The organism is Pseudarthrobacter oxydans (assembly GCF_013314975.1).
Taxonomy (GTDB): Bacteria; Actinomycetota; Actinomycetes; order Actinomycetales; family Micrococcaceae; genus Arthrobacter; species Arthrobacter oxydans.
This window is the reverse complement of sequence record NZ_JABTYH010000013.1, coordinates 68,245-94,506: the sequence shown is the minus strand read 5'-3', so window position 1 is coordinate 94,506 and position 26,262 is coordinate 68,245. Positions and strand designations below refer to the sequence as shown.

The 26,262-nt window shown below is 68.1% G+C and carries 21 protein-coding genes; 7 read left to right on the top strand and 14 right to left on the bottom strand.

What is annotated here, in order from left to right; genetic code table 11:
* Positions 1 to 11: 11 nt before the first annotated feature.
* Both HTS88_RS10795 and ffh read right to left on the bottom strand, forming a co-directional pair.
* Entirely contained in the window at positions 12 to 743 is a 732-nt protein-coding gene (locus tag HTS88_RS10795) for an alpha/beta hydrolase (RefSeq protein WP_174178190.1), read from the bottom strand.
* 101 nt (positions 744 to 844) lie between these two features.
* Positions 845 to 2,428, bottom strand: coding sequence for a signal recognition particle protein (gene ffh / locus HTS88_RS10790; protein WP_174178188.1), 1,584 nt, complete (start codon positions 2,426 to 2,428; stop codon positions 845 to 847).
* A gap of 117 nt (positions 2,429 to 2,545) precedes the next feature.
* On the opposite strand from ffh, the gene HTS88_RS10785 reads away from it, so the two are divergent.
* Positions 2,546 to 3,949 carry a glucose-6-phosphate dehydrogenase gene (locus HTS88_RS10785; RefSeq protein ID WP_174178186.1) on the top strand — a complete coding sequence of 468 codons (1,404 nt, stop codon included), beginning with the start codon at positions 2,546 to 2,548 and terminating at the stop codon, positions 3,947 to 3,949.
* A 140-nt stretch (positions 3,950 to 4,089) separates the two neighbouring features.
* On the opposite strand, the gene HTS88_RS10780 is transcribed toward HTS88_RS10785, so the two are convergent.
* Complete coding sequence (locus HTS88_RS10780; protein WP_104184824.1) at positions 4,090 to 4,428, bottom strand: P-II family nitrogen regulator; 339 nt, start codon at positions 4,426 to 4,428, stop codon at positions 4,090 to 4,092.
* A complete protein-coding gene (locus HTS88_RS10775) occupies positions 4,425 to 5,786 on the bottom strand; it encodes an ammonium transporter (protein ID WP_174178183.1) in 1,362 nt (453 codons plus the stop codon). Before HTS88_RS10775 ends, HTS88_RS10780 begins: the two co-directional genes overlap by 4 nt.
* A 283-nt stretch (positions 5,787 to 6,069) precedes the next feature.
* Here HTS88_RS10775 and HTS88_RS10770 point away from each other — a divergent pair, with 283 nt between their 5' ends.
* On the top strand, positions 6,070 to 7,260 hold the full coding sequence (locus HTS88_RS10770) for an MFS transporter (RefSeq protein ID WP_174178246.1): 1,191 nt from the start codon (positions 6,070 to 6,072) through the stop codon (positions 7,258 to 7,260).
* A 19-nt stretch (positions 7,261 to 7,279) separates the two neighbouring features.
* Here the strand turns inward: HTS88_RS10770 and ftsY are convergent, their stop codons facing one another.
* Both ftsY and smc read right to left on the bottom strand, forming a co-directional pair.
* Entirely contained in the window at positions 7,280 to 8,488 is a 1,209-nt protein-coding gene (ftsY, locus tag HTS88_RS10765) for a signal recognition particle-docking protein FtsY (RefSeq protein WP_174178181.1), read from the bottom strand.
* A 76-nt stretch (positions 8,489 to 8,564) separates the two neighbouring features.
* Positions 8,565 to 12,152 carry a chromosome segregation protein SMC gene (smc, locus tag HTS88_RS10760; protein ID WP_174178179.1) on the bottom strand — a complete coding sequence of 1,196 codons (3,588 nt, stop codon included), beginning with the start codon at positions 12,150 to 12,152 and terminating at the stop codon, positions 8,565 to 8,567.
* 232 nt (positions 12,153 to 12,384) lie between these two features.
* Here smc and HTS88_RS10755 point away from each other — a divergent pair, with 232 nt between their 5' ends.
* The 3 genes from HTS88_RS10755 to HTS88_RS10745 are packed head-to-tail and all read left to right on the top strand — an operon-like array spanning position 12,385 to position 17,104.
* Entirely contained in the window at positions 12,385 to 13,407 is a 1,023-nt protein-coding gene (locus tag HTS88_RS10755; protein WP_174178177.1) for a 3-oxoacyl-ACP synthase III, read from the top strand.
* On the top strand, positions 13,401 to 16,136 hold the full coding sequence (locus HTS88_RS10750; protein ID WP_174178175.1) for an alpha/beta fold hydrolase: 2,736 nt from the start codon (positions 13,401 to 13,403) through the stop codon (positions 16,134 to 16,136). Before HTS88_RS10755 ends, HTS88_RS10750 begins: the two co-directional genes overlap by 7 nt.
* On the top strand, positions 16,133 to 17,104 hold the full coding sequence (locus HTS88_RS10745) for an NAD-dependent epimerase/dehydratase family protein (RefSeq protein ID WP_174178173.1): 972 nt from the start codon (positions 16,133 to 16,135) through the stop codon (positions 17,102 to 17,104). The genes HTS88_RS10750 and HTS88_RS10745 overlap by 4 nt, the downstream gene beginning before the upstream one ends.
* Before the next feature lie 34 nt (positions 17,105 to 17,138).
* Here HTS88_RS10745 and mutM read toward each other — a convergent pair whose 3' ends face one another.
* The 5 genes from mutM to coaD form a co-directional block, all read right to left on the bottom strand.
* The gene (gene mutM, locus HTS88_RS10740; RefSeq protein ID WP_174178171.1) at positions 17,139 to 18,110 is read right to left on the bottom strand and encodes a bifunctional DNA-formamidopyrimidine glycosylase/DNA-(apurinic or apyrimidinic site) lyase; all 972 of its coding nucleotides are present in this window, start codon (positions 18,108 to 18,110) and stop codon (positions 17,139 to 17,141) included.
* Between the two features lie 4 nt (positions 18,111 to 18,114).
* The gene (gene rnc, locus HTS88_RS10735) at positions 18,115 to 18,843 is read right to left on the bottom strand and encodes a ribonuclease III (protein WP_174178244.1); all 729 of its coding nucleotides are present in this window, start codon (positions 18,841 to 18,843) and stop codon (positions 18,115 to 18,117) included.
* A 21-nt stretch (positions 18,844 to 18,864) separates the two neighbouring features.
* Positions 18,865 to 19,068 (bottom strand): 50S ribosomal protein L32, encoded by a 204-nt coding sequence (gene rpmF / locus HTS88_RS10730; protein WP_009356569.1) that lies wholly within the window; start codon positions 19,066 to 19,068, stop codon positions 18,865 to 18,867.
* Positions 19,069 to 19,104: 36 nt separating this feature from the next.
* Positions 19,105 to 19,629: a YceD family protein gene (locus HTS88_RS10725; protein ID WP_082874416.1), complete on the bottom strand. Its 525-nt coding sequence runs from the start codon at positions 19,627 to 19,629 to the stop codon at positions 19,105 to 19,107.
* A gap of 123 nt (positions 19,630 to 19,752) precedes the next feature.
* Positions 19,753 to 20,253, bottom strand: a complete 501-nt coding sequence (gene coaD / locus HTS88_RS10720) for a pantetheine-phosphate adenylyltransferase (protein WP_066276863.1) — start codon at positions 20,251 to 20,253, stop codon at positions 19,753 to 19,755.
* Positions 20,254 to 20,296: 43 nt separating this feature from the next.
* On the opposite strand from coaD, the gene HTS88_RS10715 reads away from it, so the two are divergent.
* Together HTS88_RS10715 and HTS88_RS10710 are read left to right on the top strand one after the other, a co-directional pair.
* The gene (locus tag HTS88_RS10715) at positions 20,297 to 21,526 is read left to right on the top strand and encodes an aminotransferase class I/II-fold pyridoxal phosphate-dependent enzyme (protein ID WP_174178169.1); all 1,230 of its coding nucleotides are present in this window, start codon (positions 20,297 to 20,299) and stop codon (positions 21,524 to 21,526) included.
* A complete protein-coding gene (locus HTS88_RS10710) occupies positions 21,526 to 22,311 on the top strand; it encodes a spermidine synthase (RefSeq protein WP_174178167.1) in 786 nt (261 codons plus the stop codon). The genes HTS88_RS10715 and HTS88_RS10710 overlap by 1 nt, the downstream gene beginning before the upstream one ends.
* A gap of 28 nt (positions 22,312 to 22,339) precedes the next feature.
* Here HTS88_RS10710 and rsmD read toward each other — a convergent pair whose 3' ends face one another.
* Genes rsmD through HTS88_RS10695 form a run of 3 tightly spaced genes read right to left on the bottom strand, consistent with a single transcriptional unit; the run spans position 22,340 to position 26,252 of the window.
* Positions 22,340 to 22,963 (bottom strand): 16S rRNA (guanine(966)-N(2))-methyltransferase RsmD, encoded by a 624-nt coding sequence (gene rsmD, locus HTS88_RS10705; protein WP_174178165.1) that lies wholly within the window; start codon positions 22,961 to 22,963, stop codon positions 22,340 to 22,342.
* A gap of 45 nt (positions 22,964 to 23,008) precedes the next feature.
* Positions 23,009 to 25,276 (bottom strand): ATP-dependent DNA helicase RecG, encoded by a 2,268-nt coding sequence (locus HTS88_RS10700; RefSeq protein WP_174178163.1) that lies wholly within the window; start codon positions 25,274 to 25,276, stop codon positions 23,009 to 23,011.
* The gene (locus HTS88_RS10695) at positions 25,266 to 26,252 is read right to left on the bottom strand and encodes a DAK2 domain-containing protein (RefSeq protein ID WP_174178161.1); all 987 of its coding nucleotides are present in this window, start codon (positions 26,250 to 26,252) and stop codon (positions 25,266 to 25,268) included. Before HTS88_RS10695 ends, HTS88_RS10700 begins: the two co-directional genes overlap by 11 nt.
* Positions 26,253 to 26,262 lie beyond the last annotated feature (10 nt).

The following is a 26,262-nucleotide window of genomic DNA, read 5'->3' as shown; positions in this document are numbered from 1 at the left end:
TTTCGGGAGGATCAGGAGGCGCGTGCCTGCACGCGGCTGGAGTCGCTGATGAACGAACGGATGATGCGGTCCCCTTCCGGGGAGTCGTGGGGCCGGTGCCCGCCGGCGGCAGTACGGTGGAGCGCCCCGGTTTCACGGAGGTAGCCGGCGATCTCCTCGTAGAGCGGCTCCCAGCCGCCGGTCAGGACGAGCGTCGGCACGCCGGGGACGATATGCAGCGGGGCTTCCCAGGACGGCGCCTGCAGCCGCAGCCGCCTGGCAGAACGCTTCTCCTCGGCAGTCACCGGCTGCTGCAGGTCGGTGGCATAGACCCTGCGGACGAACTCGCGCTGGAAATCCTCGTCACTGAGTTGATGCCGGACGTTATGCAGCGGCTGCATCAGCCCGATGTGCGCCGCCGTGGCCGGCAGTTCAGCGGTCAGGGACAGGCAGGCCGGCTCCACCAGGGTCAGCGAGTAGACAAGGTCCGGTCGTTCGACGGCGGCCATCATGGCGGAGATGGCCCCTTGCGCATGCGCCACAACGTGCCCGCCGGCGCTGCCCCGGCCGTCGTCCCCAAGGGAGTCCAGCAGGATGCGTGTGTCCTCCTCGAACGAGGACGCGGTGGGTTCGGCAACGGTGTCGAAGCCGTGGCGGCGCAGGAACAGGGCATCGTAGGACAGGGCCACGCCGTGCTGGCGGGGCCAGGCTGCGGCCCCGAAGCTGCCCGCGCCGTGCACGAACACTACCCTCTGCTTGAACATGACCCAACCCTATTCCACGGCACCGGCATCCCCGGCAGGCAGCAGCAGATGTCGTCGCGAGCCCTCAAACGGCATATGCTGCTGAGCTGATCCTGGTGTGCCTATTTGCCGAGGAACTTGTCGAAGCCCTTGGGCAGGTTGAGCTGGGAGGGATCGAAATCGCCGGCCTGCTGGCCAAAGGCTGCGCCGGTGGGCAGCGCCTTGGCCGCGTTCGCCCGGCGGGCCTCGGCGTCCTTGCGCTCCTGCGCGGCTTTGGCCGGGTTGCCGGACTTGGCCTTCTTCTTGGGCGCGCTCTTGGCGTTCTTCCGGGCACCGCCGCCGGCCCCCGGCAGGCCCGGCATCCCGGGCATTCCCGGCATGCCGCCCTGGGCCATCTTCTTCATCATCTTCTGGGCCTGCGCGAAGCGCTCCAGCAGGCCGTTGACCTCGGAAACGTGGACGCCGGAACCGCGGGCGATGCGGGCACGGCGGGAGCCGTTGATGATCTTGGGAGCGACGCGCTCGTGCGGGGTCATGGACCTGACGATGGCCTCCACGCGGTCGATCTCGCGCTCGTCGAACTGCTCGAGCTGCTGGCGGATGTTCTGCGCACCCGGCATCATCATGAGCATCTTCTTCATGGAGCCCATGTTGCGGATCTGCTGCATCTGGGCCAGGAAGTCGTCAAGGGTGAAGTCCTCCTGGTCGGCGAACTTCTTCGCCATCCGGGCGGCTTCGTCCTTGTCCCAGGACTTCTCTGCCTGCTCAATCAGGGTGAGGACGTCACCCATGTCCAAGATGCGCGAGGCCATCCGGTCAGGGTGGAAAAGCTCAAAGTCGTCCAGGCCCTCGCCGGTGGACGCAAACATCACCGGCTTTCCCGTGACAGACGCGACGGAAAGGGCGGCACCACCGCGGGCATCGCCGTCGAGCTTGGACAGGACGATGCCGGTGAAGTTGACGCCTTCGTCGAAAGCGAGCGCCGTGTTCACCGCGTCCTGGCCGATCATCGAGTCGATGACGAAGAGGACCTCGTTGGGCACGATGGCGCGGCGGATCTGGCGCGCCTGCTCCATCATGTCCGCGTCGACGCCCAGCCGGCCGGCGGTGTCCACAATGACGATGTCATGGAGTTTCTGCCGCGCTTCCTCAACACCGGCGCGGGCAACCTCAACCGGGTCCCCGGCGGGGTGTTCGAGCTCGGTGTAGGTGGCACCGGGGTGCGGTGCGAAGACGGGCACCTTGGCGCGCTGGCCCACGATCTGCAGCTGCGTGACGGCGTTGGGGCGCTGCAGGTCGCAGGCCACGAGCATCGGGCTGTGGCCCTGTGACTTCAGCCACTTGGACAGCTTGCCGGCGAGGGTGGTCTTGCCGGCACCCTGGAGGCCGGCCAGCATGATGATGGTGGGGCCGCTCTTGGCCAGGCGGATCCGGCGGGTTTCACCGCCGAGGATCTCCACCAGTTCCTCGTTGACGATCTTGACGATCTGCTGGCTTGGGTTCAGGGCACCGGAAACCTCAGCGCCCAGGGCGCGTTCGCGTACCCGGCCGGTGAACTCACGGACCACTGGAACGGCAACATCGGCGTCCAGAAGGGCGCGGCGGATCTCGCGGACTGTGGCATCGACGTCGGCTTCAGTAAGCCTGCCTTTACCGCGCAGGTTCTTGAAGGTTGCTGTCAACCGGTCAGAGAGTGAATTGAACACGCGACGTGCACTTCTTTCAGTGGATGATCAGGGCAGTGGATGATCAAAGGCTGTTGATGATCGGGACTCGACTATCTAGGGTACCAAGCCGGGCCCGCAAGGTGGCATGCTGGCCAAATGACGAGCCAACCAACTGTTAAGACCCTGCTCATCCTCGGCGCCTCGGGGGACCTGACGGGCAGGCTGCTCCTGCCGGGACTGGCGCGCCTGGTGGCAAGGGGACGCGCTGCGGGCCTCCGGCTGGTGGGTGCCGGATCCGATCCCTGGACCCCGGAACAGTGGCGGGAACGGGTGCATGCGTCCTTCGAGGCAGCCGCCGGGTCCGCAGCCGCCGAGGGGAAGGAAGCCCTCCAGTCACTTGAGAAGGAAACGGTGTACCACCAGCTGGATGTCACCGCCGAGGGGGCGCTGGCCTCGCTTCTTGGGGCGCTCGAGGGTCCCACCGCCGTCTACTTCGCGCTGCCGCCCCGCATCAGCCAGCTTGCCTGTGAGTCCCTCCGGCCGGAGCAGGTCCCGCCGGGCACGCGGCTGGTGATGGAAAAGCCCTTCGGTTCCAGTGAGGACTCGGCCCGCTCTCTCAACCAGACCCTGGTCCGGCTGGTCCCCGAAGACCACGTCCACCGGGTGGACCACTTCCTGGGCAAGGCCACGGTGCTGAACATCCTGGGCCTGCGGTTCGCCAACAATTTCCTGGAACCGGTGTGGGACCGGCACCACGTGGAAAAGGTGGAAATCATCTTCGACGAGGACCTCGCGCTGGAGGGGCGGGCCCGCTACTACGACGGCGCCGGCGCACTGCGGGACATGATCCAGAGCCACCTGCTGCAGATCATGGCCCTGCTGGCCATCGAGCCTCCGGCCACCATCGGTGAACGGGACCTGCGGGATGCCATTTCCGCCGTCCTTCGGGCCAGCAGCGTACCGGAGCCCTATGCCGGTTCCACCCGCAGGGCACGCTACACAGCTGGCCAGGCAGGAGGGAAGGACGTTCCCGACTACGCACGGGAGGAAGGCGTGGACGCTGAACGCGGGACCGAGACGCTGGCCGAGATCCAGGTCAACATCGACAACTGGCGCTGGAACGGGGTCCCGTTCATTCTTCGGTCCGGCAAGGCACTGGGCGCGAAGCGCAAGGAGGCAGTGGTCACCTTCCGCCCGGTGCCCCACCTGCCCCGGGGCTTTACCGGCGTGGACTCCCCCAACAAGCTGCGGATTGGCTTCGGCCCGGACACCCTGAGGTTCGACGTCGACGTGAACGGGCCCGGGAACATCTTCAGCCTGAGCCGGGCCACCCTGGAAACCGAGCTCAGCGGCTCCGACCTCCTCCCCTACGGCGAAGTCCTGGAGGGGGTGCTGGCGGGCGACCCGCTGCTGTCCGTCCGCGGAGATACGGCGGAGGAGTGCTGGCGGATTGTGGAGCCGGTCCTGCGGGCCTGGCAGCAGGACCTGGTCCCCCTGGAGGAGTACGACGCCGGCTCTGCCGGACCGGCATCCTGGCCCACCGCGGTGCACGGAAAGTGAGCCCCGGCGGCTTCGGCCGGCGGGCCCGCCGCCGATCAGGGGCCCTGCCTTAAACAGCGGAAGAGCGGGCAGGAAAACCCTGGGGTTTTCCTGCCCGCTCTTTTGCTGTTCACGGATGTTTCCGTGGAGTACCGCCGGCCCTAGATCGCGGCGACACCGCGTTCACCGGTGCGGACCCGCACGGCTTCGGAGACATCAACCGTCCAGACCTTGCCGTCACCTGCCCGGCCGGTGTTGGAACTGGCGATGATGACATCGAGGATGTCGTCCGCCTGCTCGTTCGTGGCCAGGACCTCCACGCGGATCTTTGGCAGCAGATCCACGTTGTACTCCGCTCCGCGGTAAACCTCGGTATAGCCGCGCTGCCGGCCGTAGCCGCTGGCCGCGCTGACCGTCAGACCCTGTACGCCGTAGGCCTCCAGACCTTCCCGGATGGCTTCGAGCTTTTCCGGCCTGACGATCGCTGTAATCAGTTTCATGCCCCCACGCTTTCCTTACCTGTTGCTGATTCTGTCTTCTGCGCACCCGTTGCTGCGTCGGATGCCTGCGCGGCGTCCGCCTGCGTCTTTCCGGTGATCATGTCGTGCAGGGGCTGGAAGCTTCCGCCGTGTCCCCCGACGCCGAACTCGTAGGCTGTCTCGGCGTGCAGGCTGAGGTCCACACCCACCGTTTCCTGTTCCTGCGAGACCCGGAAGCCCATGGTCTTGTGGATGGCCAGGGCGATGATCGTGGTCAGGACCGCGGAGTAGGCGATGGCGATCCCGGCTGCTGCCAACTGTGCCCACATCTGGGTCATGCCGCCGCCGTAGAAGAGGCCGCCGCCGGCGCCTTCCTCGGGAAGGGCGATGAAGCCAAGGGCCACGGTGCCGATGATGCCGGAAACAAGGTGGACACCCACAACGTCCAGCGAGTCATCGAAACCCCAGCGGAACTTCAGTCCGACTGCCAGGGCGGAAGCGACGCCTGCGACGACGCCCAGGCCAAGGGCACCGACCGGGCTGACGTTGGCGCAGGCGGGGGTGATGGCAACGAGGCCTGCAACCACGCCGGAGGCTGCACCGAGTGAGGTGGGGTGGCCGTCGCGGATGCGCTCCGTGACCAGCCAACCGAGCATTGCTGCTGCCGGGGCCGCGAGGGTGTTGACCCAGATGAGGCCGCCCTGCTCTGCGGTGGAGGCAGCGCCGCCGTTGAAGCCGAACCAGCCAAACCAGAGAATCGCAGCGCCGAGCATCACGAACGGGATGTTGTGCGGGCGGTGGTTGGGGTCCTTGCCGAAGCCCCGGCGGTTACCGACGATGAAGACGAGGATCAGGGCCGCAACACCGGCGTTGATGTGGACCACGGTGCCGCCAGCGAAGTCGATGGCTTCGCCGAGTGCCGCGCCGACAGCGCCTTCGGTGCTGAACAGGCCGCCGCCCCACACCATGTAGGCGAGCGGGCAGTAGACCAGCGTGACCCAGACCGGAACGAAGACGGTCCAGGCGCCGAACTTGGCGCGGTCAGCGATGGCGCCGCTGATGAGGGCCACCGTGATGATGGCGAAGGTGGCGCCGAAGCCCACCGTGATGAGCCCGTCGGGGGTGTCAATGCCTTCAAGCCCGAAGTTGGCGAAGGGGTTGCCCACCATCTGGAGGAAGCCGTCCCCGGAGGTCATTGAGTATCCCCACAGGACCCAGATGACTCCCACCATGCCGATGGAGATGAAGCTCATCATCATCATGTTCAGCGCGGCTTTGGCCCGGGTCATGCCGCCGTAGAAAAATGCCAGACCCGGTGTCATCAACAGCACAAGCGCCGCCGACACCATGATCCATACGTGACCTGCGGTAAGTTCCATGGTGCACGCCTCTCTTGTCTATGTGGTCGAAATTTTGCGGAGATGATCCGCCTGCCAACGCCTTTTGCGTCCTGTAACGAGTGTGTCGGCGCTGTGTTTCGGCCGCGGAGGATTTGTATTGCGGGGCTGTTACAACAACCTCTAGGAAGTAAATGGTGCATATCTGGCTTGTTACGGTTATGTTTCACCCCTCCCGCCGTAGCCCGGCACCCACATATGCAAGGACCACTGGACCATGACGGCAGATACCCGCGTGAGCCGCGCTACATCGCGGATTTTTTCGATGCTGGGCAGGGACAGGCAAAAGCTCCCGCGCGACATCAAGGTGATGCTGGCCGCGGCGTTCCTGATTGCGCTGGGATTCGGTCTTGTTGCCCCCGTGTTGCCGCAATTCGCCACAACCTTCGGGGTGGGAAATACCGAGGCTTCCGTAATCGTGGCCATCTTCGCGTTCATGCGGCTGGTCTTCGCCCCTGCGGGCGGCGCCCTCATAGGCCGGCTGGGCGAACGCCCCGTCTATGTCACGGGGCTGCTGATCGTGGCCGCATCCACCGCTGCGTGCGCCTTCGCCCAGGACTATTGGCAGCTGCTACTGTTCCGCGGGCTGGGCGGCGCCGGCTCAGTGATGTTCACCGTGGCGTCGATGGCGCTGGTGGTCCGGCTCGCGCCGCCCGAGAGCAGGGGCCGCGTCTCGGGTGCCTATGCGTCCGCGTTCCTCATCGGGAACGTGTGCGGCCCTATTGTCGGCGGGCTCCTGGCAGGTTTCGGCCTGCGCGTTCCCTTCCTGGCGTACGCAGCCGCCCTGGTGGTAGCCGCCGTCGTGGTCCAGACGCAGCTGAGCCATCAGCGCCGGGGCAGCGGGCCCCGGCAGGAACGCGCGGACATGCCGCTGGCCGAGGCCCTGGCTGCAGGGACGTACCGGACGGCGCTGGTGTCCAGCTTCGTGAACGGCTGGGCCACGTTCGGGGTCCGGATGGCCACCGTTCCGCTGTTCGCGGTGGCCGCGCTCGGCGCGGGGCCTGAAGCGGCGGGGTTTGCCTTGGCAGTCTTTGCTGCCGGCAACGCGGCGGCTCTGACGTTCTCGGGCCGGCTGGCCGATACCCTGGGCCGTAAGCCCATGATGGTGGCCGGGCTGCTGGTGGCGGGTGCCTCCACGGCTGCCATCGGCTTCACCACCGGGCTGGGCTGGTTCCTGGCGGCATCGGCGCTTGCCGGCATCGGCTCGGGACTCTTCGGCCCTGCCCAGCAGGCCGCCGTCGCCGATGTGATCGGCAACGGGCGGTCCGGCGGGAAGGTGCTGGCCGTGTACCAGATGACGTCCGACGTCGGCGCGATCGTGGGGCCGGTCCTGGCCGGCGTGCTGGCCGACCGGCTGGGCTACGGCTGGGCCTTCGGGGTGACCGGCGGCATCATGGTGGTGGCGGCGTGCTCCTGGCTTGCCACCCGGGAGAGTCTGCGGAAGCCCGCGGCGTAACCGCGGCCTGCAGCTGCGGCTAGTTCAGCAGGGCGTCCACGAAGCCTTCAACCTCGAAGGGGGCAAGGTCGTCTGCCCCTTCCCCGAGGCCGATCAGCTTCACCGGGACGCCGAGAGTCTTTTGGATTGCGACGACGATGCCGCCCTTGGCGGTTCCATCCAGTTTGGTCAGGACGATGCCGGTGATGTTGACCACTTCGGAGAACACCCGGGCCTGGTTCAGGCCGTTCTGGCCGGTGGTTGCGTCCAGCACCAGGAGGACCTCGTCCACTTCGGCCAGCTTCTCCACCACGCGCTTGACCTTCCGGAGTTCGTCCATCAGGCCCACCTTGTTCTGCAGCCGGCCGGCGGTGTCGATCATCACGACGTCGACTTCCTGGTCGATGCCGGCCTTGACCGCCTCGTAGGCAACCGAGGCGGGATCTGCGCCGTCGACGTCCGACTTGACGGTGGGAACGCCGACGCGCTGGCCCCAGGTTGCCAGCTGCTCTGCAGCGGCAGCACGGAACGTGTCCGCCGCGCCGAGCAGGACGTCCTTGTCTTCTGCCACCAGCACGCGGGCAAGCTTGCCTACGGTGGTGGTCTTGCCGACGCCGTTCACGCCGACCACCATCATCACGGCAGGCCTGTCGGCGTGCCGCTGGACGTTGAGCGTGCGGTCCATGGTGGGATCGACGAGCTTGATGAGCTCCTCCCGCAGCAGCAGCTTGACCTGCTCAGGAGTCCGGGTGCCCAGCACCTTCACGCGTTCGCGCAGCGCGTCCACGAGCTGCATGGTGGGTTCGGTGCCGAGGTCTGCGAGGAGGAGCGTTTCCTCCACTTCGTCCCAGACGTTTTCGTCGATCTTGTCGCTCGAGAGCAGGGCCAGGAGCCCCTTGCCCATGACGTTGTTGGAGCGGACCAGCCGTTCGCGGAGGCGGACCAGCCGGCCCGCCACAGGCAGCGGGGTTTCCACCGGAATGACTTCAAGTCCTGCGGCGTTGTCCGGGACTTCGGTGGCCTCCAGGCCTTCAAGGTCCGCGCCGTCCGGGGCCGTGCGGTCTGCCACCGAGCCCGGCCGGTCCTCCACCGCCGTGCTGCCGCCCCGCGGCAGGACGGGGTCGTTGGCGTCCCGCGTGCCGGGGTAGCGCGTGATGTTCTTCCGGGTCTTCATCAGGACCGGAATCAGCCCGCCGAGAACCACCAGGGCAGCAAGGATGGACAGAAGTATGGGAAGGATGTCATTCACTCCCCTAGCTTCTCATAGACGCCGGGGCTCTTTTGGGGGCCGGGGAGGCAGTTGACCTGCCGTTACACCGGCGGCGTCAGACCTCGGCCCCAAGCCTCTGGCTGATCACGGTGGAGACGCCGTCGCCGCGCATGGTGACGCCGTACAGGGCGTCGGCAACTTCCATGGTCCGCTTCTGGTGGGTGATGACGATGAGCTGGCTGGATTCCCGGAGTTCTTCGAAGATCGTGATGAGCCGGCCCAGGTTGGTGTCGTCCAGGGCCGCCTCCACCTCGTCCATGACGTAGAACGGCGAAGGCCGCGCCTTGAAGATGGCAACGAGCAGGGCCACCGCGGTCAGCGAGCGTTCGCCGCCGGACAGGAGCGACAGCCGCTTGATCTTCTTGCCGGCGGGACGGGCCTCCACGTCGATGCCGGTGGTGAGCATGTCGGACGGGTCGGTCAGGACCAGCCGCCCCTCGCCGCCCGGGAAGAGCCTGGCGAAGACCCGGGTGAACTGGGCCTGGGTATCCTCGAACGCCTCCGTGAACACCCGCTGGACGCGGTCATCCACTTCCTTGATGATGTCCAGGAGGTCCTTCCGGCTGGCCTTCAGGTCTTCCAGCTGGGCGCTGAGGAACTGGTGGCGCTCCTCAAGCGCGGCGAATTCCTCCAGCGCCAGGGGGTTGACCCTGCCCAGGCCGGCGAGGTCCCGTTCGGCCTTCTTCAGCCGCTTTTCCTGCTCTGCCCTGTCATAGGGTTTACCCTCCACGATGTCCGCACCGGTGTGGTCCACAGGGGCGCGAAGGGCGGCCCATTTGTCACCGCTCTCCCCCGCCGGGACGGGAACCGGGACGTCCGGGCCGAACTCGGCCACCAGGGCATCGGGGGTGATCCCCAGTTCGTCAATGGAGCGGCTCTCGAGGGCTTCGATCCGTGCTTTTTGCTGGGTCCGGGCGAGCTCATCACGGTGGACGTTGTCCGTGAGGTCGGCGAGTTCACGGGCCAGCAGTTCGTTTGCGGTCCGGATCGCGGCGAGCTCCCGGTCCCGCTGCTCCCGGTTTTCCTCCGCCAGGTCCCGCTCATGCTGTGCCAGGTCCACGGACACGTCCACATGGCGAAGGGCCAGGCCGACGGCGGCCGAAACGGCTGCCGCCCGCCGCGCCTTGATGCGGCGGACCCGGGCGCGTTCGGCAGCTTCCTCGCGTGCCCTGCGTTCCGTTGCGGCCGCGCGCTCCAGGGATGCGGCCCGGTTCCGTGTGGCCGCGAGCTGCTCCTCTGCGCTGCGGAGCGACAGCCGTGCCTCCACTTCGGCGCTGCGGGCATGGGAGGCCGCCTGTGCGAGCGCGTCACGGTGCCCGGTGGAGGGCTCCTCTTCCAGCGGGACTTCCTGCGCTGCGGCCAGGCGGGCAGTGACAGCAGCGAGCGCCTCCTCCTCGGCGGCAACGTTCTCCTCAGCCTTGGCCAGCGATGCCGCCAGGCGGTCGCTTTCCCCGACGGCGCTGCGAAGGACGGAGTTCAGGTGGCCCAGGCGTTCTGCCACGGCGGCCAGCCTGGCGTCCGAGTCATGCAGCCTGTCCAGTGCAGCGTCGGCATGCTCCTGCGCCTCGGACCGCCGGGCCTCGGCGCCGGCCAGGGCGAACCTGTTCCGCTCCAAACCTGCCGTGACCTCGGCAAGTTCGCTCTCGGCGTCGTCCACGGCGGCCTGCACCTCGAGGAGGGACGGCGCCTTCGCCGAACCACCCGTGGCTGACATGGCCGTAAAGATGTCTCCGGCCCGGGTGACGGCAGTCAGCTCCGGCTGCGCCGCCACCAGGGCGGACGCGGCCTGGATGTCGGGGACGACGGCGGTGCCGGACAGCAGGTGCGCCACGAGAGGTGGGCATGGGGACGCGGATGTGACGAGGTCCGCTGCCCAGTGTGCCCCCGCGGGGAGGGGCGCCGTTGCGTCCGCCGGCTTTTCCGCAGCGTCATCAGCCGATTCGACGAGCAGCGACGCGCGTCCGGCGTCGTGGTCCTTCAGAAGCTGGACCACGGCGACAGCAGTGGCGGAATCCTGGACCACGACGGCCTCGGAGGCCTCGCCCAGGACCGCGGCGATGGCGGTCTCGAAGCCCGGCGTCACGGCCAGTTGCCCTGCCAGCGATCCGTGGATCCCTTCGAGGCCTGCGTGCAGGGCGTGGCTGGCGCCGTCCTTCCGTTCGAGGCCCAGCTTCAGGGCGTCCCGCCGCGCCACCAGGGCGTCACGCTTCCGGACTCCCTCGCTGACGGCGGCCTGGAGGCCTGCGATCTGCTGGACCACCGTGTCCAGGGCGTCGCTGGCGGCCTCGTAGTCGGCGTCAAGGGATTCCTCCCCCTCCTCAACGCCCGCCACCTGGTTTTCCAGGGCCGCGAATTCGGCCTGGGCGCGCGCCCGCCGTTCGTTCCCGGCGGCAAGAGATTCGCGCAGCCTGCCCAGCTCCGCCTGGGCGGACTCCACCCGTGACCTCGCCGCCGCCACCTGGCCGGCCAGGCGGGCCAGGCCCTCACGCCGGTCGGCTGCCGCGCGGAGCTCTGCAGTGAGCCGCATGTCCTCTTCCAGGGCAGCGCGTTCCGCGTCGGCCTTGTCCGCCGAGGCTGTTTCGAGGGCGCTTCGCCGGTCCAGGATGCCCCGCTCCAGTTCGGCAAGCTCCTGACGGACCCTGGCCGCCTGGCGTTCCAGCTGTTCCGGATCGCGGCCGGGCGGCGGGGCCTCCACGGAACCGAGGAGGCTGCTGCGTTCCTGCGCCAAGGAGCCCAGGGACCGCAGGCGCTCCCTGGTGGCGGACAAACGGTACCAGGCGTCCCTGGCGGCGTTCAGCTGGGGGGTTGCTTCAGCTGCACGTTGTTCCAGCACGGCCTGCTCCCGGCGGCCGGTCTCCAGCTCCCCGGCAACAAGGGCCCGGCGTTCCTTGAGGGCGGCCTCGTCCGCTACGTCCTGTTCCAGCGCCAGCTGAAGCTGGACGAGGTCGTCGGCCAGGAGGCGGGCGCGGGCATCGCGGACATCGAACTGGACACGCTGGGCCCGGCGGGCCACTTCGGCCTGCTTCCCCAAGGGCGTGAGCTGGCGGCGGATTTCCCCGGTGAGGTCGTTGAGGCGCTGCAGGTTGGCCTGCATGGCGTCCAGCTTGCGCACCGTTCTTTCCTTGCGCCGGCGGTGCTTCAGGATGCCGGCCGCTTCCTCGATGAAGCCGCGGCGGTCCTCCGGCGTGGCGTGCAGGACACGGTCAAGCTGGCCCTGGCCCACAATGACGTGCATCTCGCGGCCGAGGCCGGAGTCCGACAGCAGTTCCTGGATGTCCAGCAGGCGGCAGCCGGCGCCGTTGATGGCGTATTCCGAGCCGCCCGAGCGGAACAGGGTCCGCGAGATGGTCACCTCGCTGTACTCGATGGGGAGGGCGCCGTCAGTGTTGTCGATGGTCAGCGACACATGGGCCCGGCCCAGCGGCGGCCGGCCCGAGGTGCCGGCGAAGATGACGTCTTCCATCTTGCCGCCGCGAAGGGTCTTGGCACCCTGTTCCCCCATGACCCACGCCAGGGCGTCCACCACGTTGGACTTTCCGGATCCATTGGGGCCGACCACCGCGGTAACCCCCGGCTCGAAATTGAAGGTGGTGGCGGACGCGAATGACTTGAACCCCCGGACGGTCAGGCTTTTGAGGTGCAAGGCGTTTCGGTTCTCCTGCTCGGCGGACGCGGATGGTGGGGACAGCCACGGATACCTACAATCTACTGCGGGCCGGGACATTTTCGTGCAGAAGCCCGGCCGGGCCGGGCCGGATGCCCTGTCCTGCATGTGCAGGAATGGACCGGCACCGGGCATGATTAGTCCTTGGGCTTTGTGCTTGAGGGGGCGGTTACCCGCCACAGCACGGGACGGACACGAACAGAGGCTTGATTTGATGGGGAATGCAACATTCCGGCACCGCAACACCGCTCTGCTCTCGGTGATCGGCGTCCAGGCTCCGCGGATTGTCAGTTCAACGGAATTCGACCACCGGCTGGCATCCACCCTGCGCCGGCTGAAATTTCCCCCAAAGCTGCTCGAGCGGGTAGCCGGTGTCACGCACCGCAGGTGGTGGGCACCCGGTACCTCCTTCGACGACGCCGCCATCGAGGCAGGCGCAAAGGCCCTGGCGGACTCCGGCATCGAAGCGTCCGAGGTGGGACTGCTGATCAACACCTCCGTCACGCGGCGGAACCTCGAACCGTCCGTCGCGGTCAAGATCCACCACGGACTGGGCCTGCCGTCCTCCGCCATGAACTTCGACGTCGCCAACGCCTGCCTGGGGTTCGTCAACGGCATGACCCTGGCCGCGAACATGATCGACTCCGGCCAGATCAAGTACGCGGTGATCGTCAACGGCGAGGATGCACAAGCCACGCAGGAGGCCACCCTGGCCCGGCTGCAGAGGCCCGAAACAACCCGCGAGGACTTCAACCGCGAGTTCGCCACGCTCACCCTGGGCTCAGGGGCCGCTGCGGCCGTCCTGGGACCGGCGGACGAACACCCGGGGGCGCACCGGATCCTCGGCGGCGTGATGCGGGCCGGGACGGAGCACCACGAACTGTGCGTCGGCGGCATCGACGGCATGGCCACCGACACCAAGGGCCTTCTCGACGGCGGCCTGCAGCTGGTGCTCGACGCCTGGCACGAGGCCCAGCCCGAGTGGGATTGGGGCTCGATGGACCGTTATGTCACGCACCAGGTGAGTACGGCGTACACCCAGGCCATCGTTGACGCCATCGACCTGGACCCGGACAAGGTGCCCATCACGTTCCCGCACTGGGGCAACGTGGGGCCGGCGTCGCTCCCCATGACGCTGGCCGCCGAGTCCCAGAACCTCAATGAGGGGGACCGCGTGCTGTGCATGGGCGTCGGTTCCGGCCTCAACACCGCCATGGTGGAAATCGTTTGGTAACCGCCGACTGGCCCGGCGTCGACCCGGAATGGTCACGCGGAATCGATGTGCCGTCCACCTCAGCCGCAGATGAACCCGGAACGGTGCGCCGCTGGCACCTCCTGGACAACGGAGCGCAGCTGTCCCGCCGCGGCCTGGCTCCTGCCGGCACCCTGCTCTGCGTGCACGGCAACCCGACGTGGTCCTACCTGTGGCGGACGCTGCTGGCCGCCGGATCGCGCCCGGAGCAGCCCTGGCGCGTGGTGGCCGTGGACCAGCTGGACATGGGCTTCTCCGAGCGGACCGGGACATTCCGCCGGCTGGCGGACAGGATCAACGATCTTGGCGACCTCACCGCCGCCCTGGAGCTGGACGGCCCCGTGGTCACCGTCGGCCACGACTGGGGCGGGGTGATCAGCCTCGGCTGGGCCCTGGCCCATCCGCAGCAGCTCGCCGGGGTGGTGCTGACCAACACCGCGGTCCACCAGCCTGCCGGCTCACCCATCCCGCCGGCGCTGCGCCTTGCCCTGCACCCCGCCGTGCACAAATGGGGCACAACGACGTCGGACGCTTTCCTGCGGATCACCCATGCCCTGGCACGCCCGCAGCTTGCCCCCGGGGTCCGGCGCGCGTTCATGGCCCCGTACGCGGGCGCCGGCCGCCGCGGGGGCGTGGGGAACTTCGTGGCGGACATCCCCGCGGACCCATCCCATCCCAGCTTTGCCGCGCTCAGGCGCGTCGCCGAAGGAGTGCGCGGGCTGAAGGTTCCAGCGCTCCTGCTCTGGGGCCCGCGGGATCCGATCTTTTCCGACCGGTACCTCAAGGACCTGATCGGCCGGCTGCCGGACGCGAAAGTACACCGCTTCGAAGGAGCCGGCCACCTGGTCGCGGAGGACCGGGATATCGCCGGTCCCGTCTTCGAGTGGCTCGCCGGGTACGGCGTGGACAGTGCGGCGGGCGGCGGGGGGACTGTGTTTGCGGCGGCAGCCCAGCCTGCCGCGCCTTCCCAGGCTGTGTCATCCCATGCGGCGCCTGAGCCTGCCGTGCGTTCCCTCACGGCAGATTCCGGCACCGGCTTTACGCCTTTGTGGGAACCGCTGGCGGAGCTCGCGGCAGGACCGGCCGGCGGGGACACCGCCGTCGCTGAAATGGCCTCGGACGGGAGCGTCTCCCGTTCGCTCAGCTGGCTGGAGCTTGAACAGCAGATCGCCGCCGTGGCCAAGGGACTCCGGCAGGCCGGGGTACGGACGGGCAGCCGTGTGAGCCTGATGGTTCCACCCGGCGTGGACCTGACCGTGGTCCTCTACGCCTGCCTGCGGCTCGGCGCCGTGGTGGTGGTGGCGGACGCCGGACTCGGCACCCGGGGCCTGAGCCGCGCCGTCAAGGGCGCCGCCCCGGATTTCCTTATCGGCATCGACAAGGCCCTCGCCGCAGCCTCAGTACTCGGCTGGCCCGGGCGGCGGATCAGCGTGCGGGACCTGCCCTCCGCCCGCCGCCGGCTCCTCGCCGTCGAGACCTCCCTCGCCGCCCTGGCCCGCCAGGGCAAGCTCATGACACCCGTCCTGCAGGACCCGGACCCGGATGCGCCCGCCGCGGTGCTCTTCACCTCAGGCTCCACCGGACCCGCCAAGGGTGTGGTGTACACGCAGCGGCGGCTGGCGGCGATGCGGGACACCGTGGCCGCGACGCTGGGGATCCGTCCCGGCGCACGCCTGGTGGCCGGGTTCGCGCCCTTCGCCCTGCTGGGACCGGCCCTGGGGGCGGTCTCCGTGACGCCCGCCATGGACGTCACCGCACCGCGCACCCTCACAGCCCGCGCACTGGCGGACGCCGCCGCGGCCATCGACGCCACCGTGGTCTTCGCCTCCCCCGCGGCACTGCGCAACGTCCTCGCCACCCGGAACAACCTGGGCCAGGCCAGCCGGCAGGCCCTGGGACGCGTGGACCTGCTCCTCTCGGCCGGCGCCCCCGTGGCCGAAACGCTCCTCGCGGAGACGCAGCGGCTGCTGCCCCACGCCTCGCTGCATACCCCCTATGGAATGACCGAGGCACTGCCGGTTACCGACATCAGCTATGAACAGATCCGTGCCGCCGCGGCAGACGCTGCCGCCGGACATACGGCAGGGGCCGGCAACGGCGTGTGCGTGGGACGGCCCGTGCACGGCGCCCGCGTAGCGGTCATCCCGCTCGCTGCGGACGGCACCGCCCCCGGCGACACACCTGTCACGGAACCGGGAACCACCGGCGAGATCCTGGTGAGCGCACCGCATGTGAAGGAAACCTACGACAGGCTCTGGCTGACCCAGCGTGAGAGCATCCGCACGGCCGGCTGGCACCGCACCGGCGACGTCGGACACTTCGACGGTGCCGGCCGGCTCTGGGTGGAAGGACGCCTGGCCCATGTCGTCACCGCGCCGGACGCCGTGGTGACTCCGGTGGGCGCAGAACAGGCTATCGAACGGCTGGACGGCGTCGGGCTGGCGGCCGTCGTCGGCGTCGGCCCTTCCGGGACGCAAGCTGTGGTGGCCGTCGTCGAGACGATGCCGCAGGCCCGCCGGGCGGGCCCCGCCGCGCAGCAGCTCGCAGCGCGGGTCCGGGAAGCGGCCCGAACGCAAGGCGTCAGCGTCTCCGCCGTCCTGGTTGTGCCCTCCCAGCCCACCGACATCCGCCATAACGCCAAGATCGACCGGACGCGCCTGTCCCGGTGGGCCGCCGCGGTGCTGTCCGGCGGACGGGCGGGCAGGCCATGAGGGTCCTGGTCACCGGGGCGAGCGGCCTGCTGGGCGGCGGGGTGGCGCGGCTGCTGGTCCACCAGGGCCACGACGTCAGCACCTTCCAGCGGCGCCCGGCCCTCGTCGACGGCGCCACGGACCATCCCGGCTCCCTCACGGACGACGATGCCGTCCGCCGCGCCGTTACCGGTGCGGACGGCGTTATCCACCTGGCCGCCAAGGTCTCCTTCACGGGGAAAGCCGCGGACTTCGACGCCGTGAATGTGGACGGCACGCGCCGCCTGCTCCGCGCAGCCCGCAGGGCGGGGGTCAGGGACCTGGTCTTCGTTTCCTCGCCGTCCGTGGCCAACTCGGGGTCCGCGATAGCGGGGTTGGGCGCCGAGCCCGCGGACCCCGCCCGCGCGCACGGCGACTATTCGCGCACCAAAGCCGAAGCCGAACTGCTGGCGCTGGCTGCGGACTCCCCGGATTTCCGGGTCGCAGCGGTGCGGCCGCACATCGTGTGGGGCCCTGGTGACACACAACTGGTGGAACGGGTCCTGGACCGCGCCCGCCGCCGCCGGCTGCCGCTCCTCGACGACGGGGCTGCCCTGATCGACACAACCTACGTGGACAATGCGGCTTCGGCCATCGTCGCGGCGCTGCACCGCATGGAGCACATCCACGGCCGGGCGCTCGTGGTCAGCAATGGTGAACCACGGCCGGTGGGCGAGCTGCTGGCGGGCATCTGTGCAGCAGGTGGCGTCCCGGCTCCGTCCTGGTCCGTTCCGGGCGGCCTGGCGCGGGCGGCAGGGTCCCTGATCGAAGGCCTGTGGACCCGGGCCGGGCGGGCCGGGGAACCACCGATGACCAGGTTCCTCGCCGAGCAGCTCTCCACCGCCCACTGGTTCGACCAGCGCGAAACCCGCCGGCTCCTGAACTGGGCACCGGCAGTATCCCTTGACGAGGGCCTGGCGAGGCTGGCCGCGCACTACCGCGCCCGGTAGGCCGCTGGTCTATTACGCTTCCGCGAGCGTTCCGCTACCAGCGCCCGTTCCGCGGCCGGGGCTGGCAGGCCGGGCAGGTGTAGGACGAACGGTTCATGAACTGTTCGCGCTTCATGACGCTGGACACGCCGGCCGCGGCGCAGCGCTTGCACTCCAGGCCTTCGCGGCCGTAGGCATTTAGGGACCGGTCGAAGTACCCGGAGGCGCCGTTGACGTTGACGTAGAGGGAGTCAAAGCTGGTCCCGCCGGCGGCCAGGGCGTCCAGCATGACCTGCCGGGCTTCCGCGATGACGCGTTCCGCCTCGGCCCGCCGCAGCGTGTCCGTGGGCCTGGCGTAGTGCAGCCGGGCGCGCCAGAGGGCTTCATCGGCGTAAATGTTGCCGATGCCGGACACCAGGCCCTGGTCCAGCAGTGCCCGCTTCAACCCCGTTTTACGTTTCCGGAGACGCCGGTAGAAAAGGTCGAACGAAAAGGCCGGGTCCAGGGGATCCCGTGCGATGTGCGCCGCTTCCCCTGCGATCAGCGGAAGGGGCGATTCAGCGAGTCCGCCGGGGCCGCCGTCGTCTGTTGGAACCAGGTCGGTGACAAACAGGCCCCCGAAGATCCGCTGATCCACGAACCGCAGCTGGTCGGGCATGCCGTCGCGGGGGCTGAGCCGGAGGCGGACTTTGAGGTGCTTTTCGTCCGGTACGTCCCTGCCCTGCATCAGGAGCTGGCCGCTCATGCCCAGGTGCGCCATGAGCGCCACCTGCGGTACGCCGGCACTTTCCCGGGTTCCCGCCGGCGCGCCGGCGCCGGTGTCCAGAAGCGGCATCCAGAGGAACTTGCCACGCCGCACAACGTCCCCGACGGTGGCGCCCTGCAGGTTCCCGATAAAGTCTTCGGTGCCCAGCGCGTGGCGGCGGATCGAGCGTGGATCAACCACCTCCACCGCCTCGATGGTCCGTCCCCGGACCCAGCTGACCAGGCCGCGCCGGACCACCTCGACTTCGGGAAGTTCGGGCACGGCGCTAGGTTGCGGGGGTGGAGCCGGCGGACGCGGCTGCCCCCGGAGGGTTGCCGGCTCCGGAGAGTACCCGCCAGGCGTCTGCGGCAGCTTCCTGCTCCGCTTCCTTCTTGGAATGGCCGGAGCCCTTACCGTAGGCGGTGCCGCCGACGTGCAGGACTGCAGTAAAGGTCCGCGCGTGGTCCGGCCCGGAGCCATCCACGGCGTAGTGGATGGTGCCCAGCTGGCGGCTGGCGGCCAGTTCCTGGATGCTGGTCTTCCAGTCCGTCCCGGCGCCCAGGGCTGCGGCGTCCTTGAGCAGCGGACCGATCAGGCGCATCACCAGCTGGCGGGCTGTCTCGATGTCGTTGGAGACGTAGGTGGCACCGATCAGTGCCTCCATGGTGTCTGCAAGGATTGACGCCTTGTTCTTGCCCTGCGTGAGCTTTTCGCCCTGCCCAAGGTAGATGTACTCCCCGATGCCCAGGCTGCGGCCGATACCGGCCAGCGCGCGGGTGCTGACGACGGCGGAACGCCGTTTGGCCAGGTCGCCCTCGGGAAGATCCGGGTTGTCCCGGTACAGGGCGTCCGTGACGGAAAAACCCAGGATGGAGTCGCCCAGGAATTCCAGGCGCTCGTTCGTGGGGATGCCGCCGTTTTCGTAGGCGTAGGAACGGTGGGTGAGCGCAAGACGAAGCGTCCCGGCGTCAATAGAGACACCGAGACGCTTCAGAAGCTCTTCAGTTGAAGACATCATGTCAGCCTGAGTGGCCGATTAGACGTCTGCGACCTTGCGTCCCTTGTACTCAAGGAACAGCGCAGTGCCGGCCGAGTCGGTGACAACCTTTGCCTGGTGCGGCAGGCTGTAGGTGACCTGGCCGTTCTCGACGGTCTTCACCAGGTGGGGGGCGGTCGCCTTCCACTGGGAGCGGCGGGCGCGGGTATTCGAGCGAGACATTTTCCGCTTGGGAACAGCCACGGCTAACTCATTTCTCTCTAGACAAACACGTACACATCAATTTTGCCGGTCAGGCTTAGCCATATCAGCTAGGGCAGCCCAGCGAGGATCCAGGACCTCGTGGTGGTGCCCCGGCTCGTCTTCCAGGCGAACTCCACATTCGGAGCAAAGGCCCTGGCAGTCTTCCCGGCACACCGGCTGGAACGGCAGCGCGGTCACTACTGCGTCCCGCAACACCGGTTCAAGATCGATTACATCGTGCTCGACTCGACGTTGCTCTTCATTATCTTCTTCGTCCGAAAGCTCCACGCCTTCATAGAAGAAAAGTTCCTGCACATTGACCTCAAGGTCATACGCAAGGGGATCCAGGCATCGGCCGCACTCACCTGTTACTTCAGTGAGCACGGTACCTGATACCAGAATTCCTTCGTGTACGGCCTCAAGCCTCAGGTCCAGCTCAACATCCGAGCCTTCCTGAACACCAATGAGCGCCACACCAAGGTCACCTGGTGCGGGTACATGTTCCTTCAGTGTCCGCATGCTTCCCGGGCTGCGCCCGAGGTCCTTGACGTCGAACGCCAAGGGCGAACCAGCACCTCTTTTAATGAGAACTCCTGTTGAACATATGACCGACGTACCATCTTAGCCTGAAGAGCCACGGGGACTCAAACCGGCCGGCGCACAGCGCCGAAGTACCGGACAAGCCTACCCTTTCGGGTGCTGGTTGTGCGGAGGCTCGCCCGCGAGCATCCGCCGCTGCACTGACCGGGGCACATAATCGGAGACGTTGCCGCCCAGGCCTGCCACCTCCTTGATCAGGGTGGAGGACAGGTGAAGGTAGTGCGCCTCAGCCGGCAGGAAGACTGTTTCCACGCCGCTGAGCTGCCGGTTCATGGTGGCCATGGGCAGCTCGTAGTCGAAGTCCGACGATGACCTCAGGCCTTTGACGATGGCTGAGACGCCCCGCTGCCGGCAGTACTCGGCCAGCAGCCCTTCCCCTACGGGTTCCACCACGATGCCCTTGAGCGAGGCGAGGGTTTCCCGCGCCATCTCCAGGCGCTCGGTCAGGGTGAACCTGTACTTCTTGGCCTGGTTGGTGGACACGGCCACAATGACTTCATCGAAGAGGCCGGCCGCCCGTGCAATAACCTCGAGATGGCCGTTGTGGATGGGGTCGAAGGATCCGGGGCAGACAGCGCGTCTCATGCTCCGAACCTACCCCATGGGAAGGGCGGGATACCATGACTGGATGCATGCACCACGGGAAGTTTCCGCGCCCACGGCTCCCGCTCCCTGGCAGCGCACGGCCCTCGGAGCAAACCTCCTCTCCCCCGGCGGAGGGCTGGGCGTCACCATCTTCGAGGAGATGACCACCCTGGCTGTCCAGACAGGTGCCATCAACCTCGGCCAGGGATTTCCGGACGAGGACGGACCACTGGAAATCAGGGAAGCCGCCCGGGCCGCCATCGCAGCCGGAGCGAACCAGTATGCACCGGGCAAAGGCATCCCGGAACTGCGTGAGGCAGTGGCGGCACACCAGCAGCGCTTCTATGGCCTTGCGCCCGACCCCGCCACCGAGGTGGTCATCACCACCGGCGCCACCGAGGCCATTGCCGCCGCGCTCCTGGCGTTCGCCGGGCCTGGCGACGAGGTGCTGACCCTGGAACCCTTCTACGATTCCTACGGCGCCGTGATCGGCCTGTCCGGCGCAACCCACGTCACCGCCCCGCTGCTGGCCCCGGACTTCATGCCGGACATGGCAGCACTCGAAGCCGCGTTCAGCCCGCGGACAAAGATTGTCCTCCTGAACAACCCCCACAACCCGACCGGCGCCGTCTTCCCGCGGGAGGTGCTGCAGCGGATCGTCGAGCTGGCACGCACGCACAACAGCATCATCGTCACGGATGAGGTCTATGAACACCTCACATTCGGCGTCAGCCACGTGCCGGTGGCGTCCCTGCCCGGAGCCGCGGACCGCACCATCACCATCTCCTCCGCGGGCAAGACGTTCTCCCTGACCGGGTGGAAGATCGGCTGGCTCACGGGCCCGGAGGAGCTGGTGGCCGCCGTGCGGACCGTCAAGCAGTTCCTCACCTACAGTTCGGGCACCCCGTTCCAGTCGGCCATCGCCCTGGGGCTGGGCCTGCCGGACTCCTTCTACGAGGGCATCGCGGCATCCCTGCAGCAGAAGCGGGACATCCTGAGCGAAGGGCTCCGCGCCGCAGGCTTCGACGTCTTTTCCCCGCAGGGCACGTACTTCATCAATGTTGACACTGCCCCCCTGGGCATCACCGACTCGGTGGACCTTGCCCGGAGGCTTCCGGCCCTGGTGGGAGTCGCCGCGATCCCGGTCCCCGTGTTTTGCCACGAGGAGGGGGCGCAGCGGACCCGAAGCCTGCTCCGGTTCGCCTTCTGCAAGAAGGACGGCGTCCTGCACGAGGCCGCCGCACGCCTGGCTTCCCTCAGCGGCAGGCTCTGATGCCAGCCGGGCGTGACACCCGGGCGCGGTTCCTGCGGACCACCGGGCAGCACGCGTCCATTGAACCGGATGCCTTCACCGAGGGCAGCTATGTCCTGAGCATCGGCGGCGCGGAACAGTCCCACGTCAACCTTGTCCGGCCGGAGGAGATCTTCTACGAGTACCTCCGCCGGATCGGCCACCTGGTGGACCTTGCAGCACCTGCCGGGGAGCCTGTCCGCGCGCTGCACCTGGGGGCCGGGGCACTGACCCTGGCGCGGTATATCCACGCAACCCGGCCGGGATCGGCGCAGTATGCCGTGGAGCTGGAGCGTGAGCTGCTTGACTTCGTCCTGCGCCAGCTCCCCCTGCCCGAGGGCACGGACCTGCACACTGTCACCGGCGACGCCCGGGAATCACTGGCCCGGCTGGACCCGGAACTCCGGTTCGACGTCGTCATCCTGGACATCTTCTCCGGGCCGGAGGCACCGGCGCACCTGGCATGCAGCGCGTTCTACCGGGAAATTAAGGACCGGCTCAGCCCCGGCGGTGTGCTGATCGTCAATGTGGGTGACGAACCGGGGCTCACCCTGGTCCGAAGCCAGGTGGCGGCCATGCGGGAGGCCATGGCGGATGTGGCTGCCTTCGCAGAAGCGGGCATGTTCGAGGGCCGCCATCCCGGAAACGTGATCCTTGCGGGCACGCAGACCCCGTGGCCCCGGGACTGGACGGCCGAACTGACCGCCCGGGGGCCGCACCCGGCGAAAGTCCTGGCCGGACTGGATCTGGACCCCTTTGCGGGCTGACCGCTGAGCACCTCGGGCGCCGGCCCGGCTAGCGTTCCGCGTCTTCCGCCGCTTCCGGAACGTCGCCCTCGTCGATGGCGTCCGGCACGTTGGGCTCGGCGTACCACAGCCTGGTTTCGCCGTACTTCTTCTCCGCGAACCGGGCCAGCGCGTCAGGCCACTGTGGCTCCGGGGAACGGGACGACCGCTCCACCACCACCACGGCGGCAGCCGACAGGTGCGGTGCGAGCTTCTGGAGCGCGGCATTTAAGGCCACCTCCTCAAGCGGGTACGGCGGGTCCATGAAGACAAGGTCCCACTCAGCAGTCTCCGGGGCACGGTCCAGGAAGGGTTCGACCTTCGAGCGGTGCACGGTGACGGCCTTGCGCCCCAGCACGCCGTTGACGAGGTCGGCATTGCGCTGGCACACTGCACTCGCCTTCCCGTCCGACTCCACCAGGTCGACTGTCTGCGCTCCCCTGCTGCCGCTCTCAACCCCCAGGGAGCCGGAGCCGGCATAAAGGTCCAGGACCCTGGCACCGGAAATGACGTTGAAGGCATCAAGCCGGGAGAAAAGCGCCTCCTTGACCCGGTCCGTGGTGGGCCTGGTCAGGGAACCGGGAACGGCTGTGAGGGGGGAGCCGCCGGCGGCCCCCGCAATGATCCGGCTCACCGGGCACTCCTGTCTGCGAAGCCAGGCAATCCGGCGCACACCATGCTATCCGCGTTCAAGGAACGCCTCCTTTTCCGGATTGAGGTACTTCTCTATCGCTTCGGCAAGCTCGGGACGGTCCGCCAGTGCGGGGTCCCCGCCCACGATCTGCTGGGCATCTTCCCGTGCCCGGGCAATAACATCCCCGTGCTCCAGGACCCGCAGCAGCTTCAGGGTGGAGCGTCCGCCTGACTGCGAGGCACCAAGAATGTCGCCCTCGCGACGCATCTTGAGGTCCTCCTCGGACAGCGCAAACCCGTCGGTGGTCGCGGCCACTGCCTCCAGCCTGCGCCGGCTGGGGTGGCCCGGTTCAAGGGAGGTCACCAGCAGGCAGGTCCCCGGGAGCCCGCCCCGGCCCACCCGGCCGCGGAGCTGGTGCAGCTGGGAGATCCCGAACCTGTCGGCGTCAAGGATGACCATCAGGGTTGCATTGTGGACGTCCACGCCCACCTCGATCACGGTGGTGGACACCAGCAGCTTGATGCGGTTCGCCGCAAAATCGTCCATCACCCCGAATTTCAGGTCAGGCTCCTGGCGGCCATGGAGGGGTGCCAGCGGCACCCCGGACAAGGACGGCTCCTCCAGCAGATGCTCGACGACGGCTGTCACCGAGGCGAGCTCCCGCCCGCCGTCGCCTTCCGTGTCCCCCGCCGGAGGTGCCGCTTCACCGGGACTGAAGTCGCCGTCGTCGTCCGTTCCGATCCTGGGGCAGACGACGTATACCTGGTGGCCCGCGTCAATCTCCTCCCGCGCCCTTGCCCAGATGCGGCCTGCCCACGCCGGGTTCTCGGCCAGCCCCACCAGGTGCGTGGAAATGGGGGCCCTGCCGGCCGGCAGTTCGTTCAGGACGGACGTTTCGAGGTCGCCGAAAACGGTCATGGCGACCGTACGCGGAATGGGCGTGGCCGTCATGACGAGCAGGTGAGGGGGCTTCCTGGCCTTGGCCCGGAGCGCGTCACGCTGCTCCACGCCGAACCGGTGCTGCTCATCCACCACGATCAGGCCGAGGTCGTAGAAGGAAACGTTGTCGCTGAGGAGGGCGTGGGTACCGATGACGATCCCAGCGGTTCCGGACGCGGCATCGAGCATGGCCTGGCGCCGTGCCGCCGTAGGCATGGACCCGGTGAGCAGCGAGACCTGGACGGAGGCGCCGTCCATGCCGCCCAGCAGGCCGTCGCCGGACAGGGGCCCCAGCGTGCGGCGGATCGAATCGAAATGCTGTGCGGCGAGGACTTCCGTGGGTGCCAGCAGGGCCGCCTGGCCCCCGGCATCCACCACCTGCAGCATTGCCCGGAGCGCCACCACGGTCTTGCCGGAGCCCACTTCGCCCTGCAGGAGCCGGTTCATGGGGGTGTCCCGGGCCAACTCGTCCCCGAGGGTCTCCCCGACGGCGGCCTGCCCGGCAGTGAGGGTGAAGGGAAGATCGGCGTCGAAGCGGGCCAGGAGACCGTCCGGTACGGGCCTGCGCGCGGTGGCTTCCTCCGCGGCAAGCTGGGCGCGGCGGCGGGCCAGCGCGGACTGCAGCACCAGCGCTTCCTGGTAGCGGAAACGGCGGCGCGCCTGCTGCCAGTCACCGGCTGACTCCGGCTCGTGGATCAGCCGGTACGCCGTGGCAATGGGGAGGAATTCCTCCCGTGCCGCGATGTCGGAGGGGATGGGGTCGGGCAGGGAGTCGAGGTCGGCGGTTTCGAGCAGCGTGGAGACGGCCTTTTGGATTTTCCAGCTGGGCAGCTTGGACGTGGCCGGGTACACGGGGATGGGCATGGCGGCCATCTTTTCCGGATCGCGGCCGTTGTCACTGAACATGTCCTCGTCCAGGAGCTGGTAGTCCGGGTTGGTGAGGCCGAGTGAACCCTTGAAGCTGGTGACCTTGCCGGAAAAGAGGGCCAGCCGGCCCTGGAGCAGCTCCGCCTGGGCCTTGTAGCCGTTGAAGAAGCTGATTTTTAGGGTCCCTGGCGCTTTGCCGCGGTACTCCGTGCCGCCTACCAGCCGGAGTCCCTGTTTTCCGTCGTCGTCCGAAACCACGACGTCGGTGATGGTGCCGCGCCGCGCCTGCATGCGGCGGGTGCTGCTGGACAGGACCCGTGCGATCAGGGTGACTTCCTCGTCCCGCGGGATCTCGCTGATGGGGGTCAGCTCCCCGCGGTTCATGTAGCGGCGCGGGTAATAGTTGAGCAGCCCCTCCACCGTGGTGATGCCCAGGTGCTTTTCAATGACTGCGGCGGAACGCTTGCCAAGCCGGCGTTCCAGCGCCAGGTCCAGTTCAGCGCTCATGCCCGCTGGAGTTCACTGCATCCGCTGCCGGATCGCGCGGCAGGGCAAGTTCGCTGATGCTGATGTTGGCGGGCTCGCCGAGGGACCGGATGATTTCGACGGCGGGCTCCCCCTCTGGCACGTGGACGTGGACGCGCCACCGGTAGTTGCCCCCGGAATCAGGCCCGCTGCCCACCTGGCTCATGATGACCGATTCGCCGATTTCGTCCAGCCGCTGCCGGAGTGTGGCTGCGTTGAGCGGGGAAAGGCTGATGGTGCACATGACTTCCACGCCGTCGTCGTCCGGCATGGCGGTGTGGATGTGCGGATCCGACACGTCGTAGCCGTGCAGTCCGTCGAGGAGCTCGCTCTGGAGCTCCTCGCCAAGGATCGCCGAGCGCAGGCAATCGAGGATCAGCAGCATTCCCACCCCGCCTGCGTCCACCACGTGCGCGGAAGTCAGGGCGGCCAGTTGGTCCTCGGTATGGATCACGGCTGCGAGGGCGGCTTCGACGGCGGCGTCCAGGGCGAGGCCCAGGGCGTGGTTGCTGTCGTCGCCGTTTTGCCCTGCGTCCACGGCGGCGGCCGCCCGGGCCGCCGCTTCCATGACGGAGAGCATGGTGCCGGGAACGGGGTCGCTCAGGGCTGACCAGGCGCGGATCTGGGCGCGGTTTAGCGCTGCTGCGAGGAGCGTGGATGTCAGGCGGGTGTGCCCCGCAAGCGGCTCGGCGGCGGCCGTCAGGAACACCGAAAGAAGCGTTCCCGAGTTTCCCCGGGCTTCCTCCATTGCGGCCTGCCCGGCGGTGGCCAGGACGGCTCCCACGTCCATCTGTGCAGGCTGGTCCCCGTCGGCGGACACGGCCCGGGAGGCCGCCCGGACGGTGACGTAGAGGTTTGTCCCGGTGTCGCCATCGGCCACCGGGAAAATATTAATGGCATTCAGGCGGTCGCTGTGGTTGCCAAGTGCCGTCTCAGCCTTGCCCAACCACCTCTTCATCGCTTGCGCG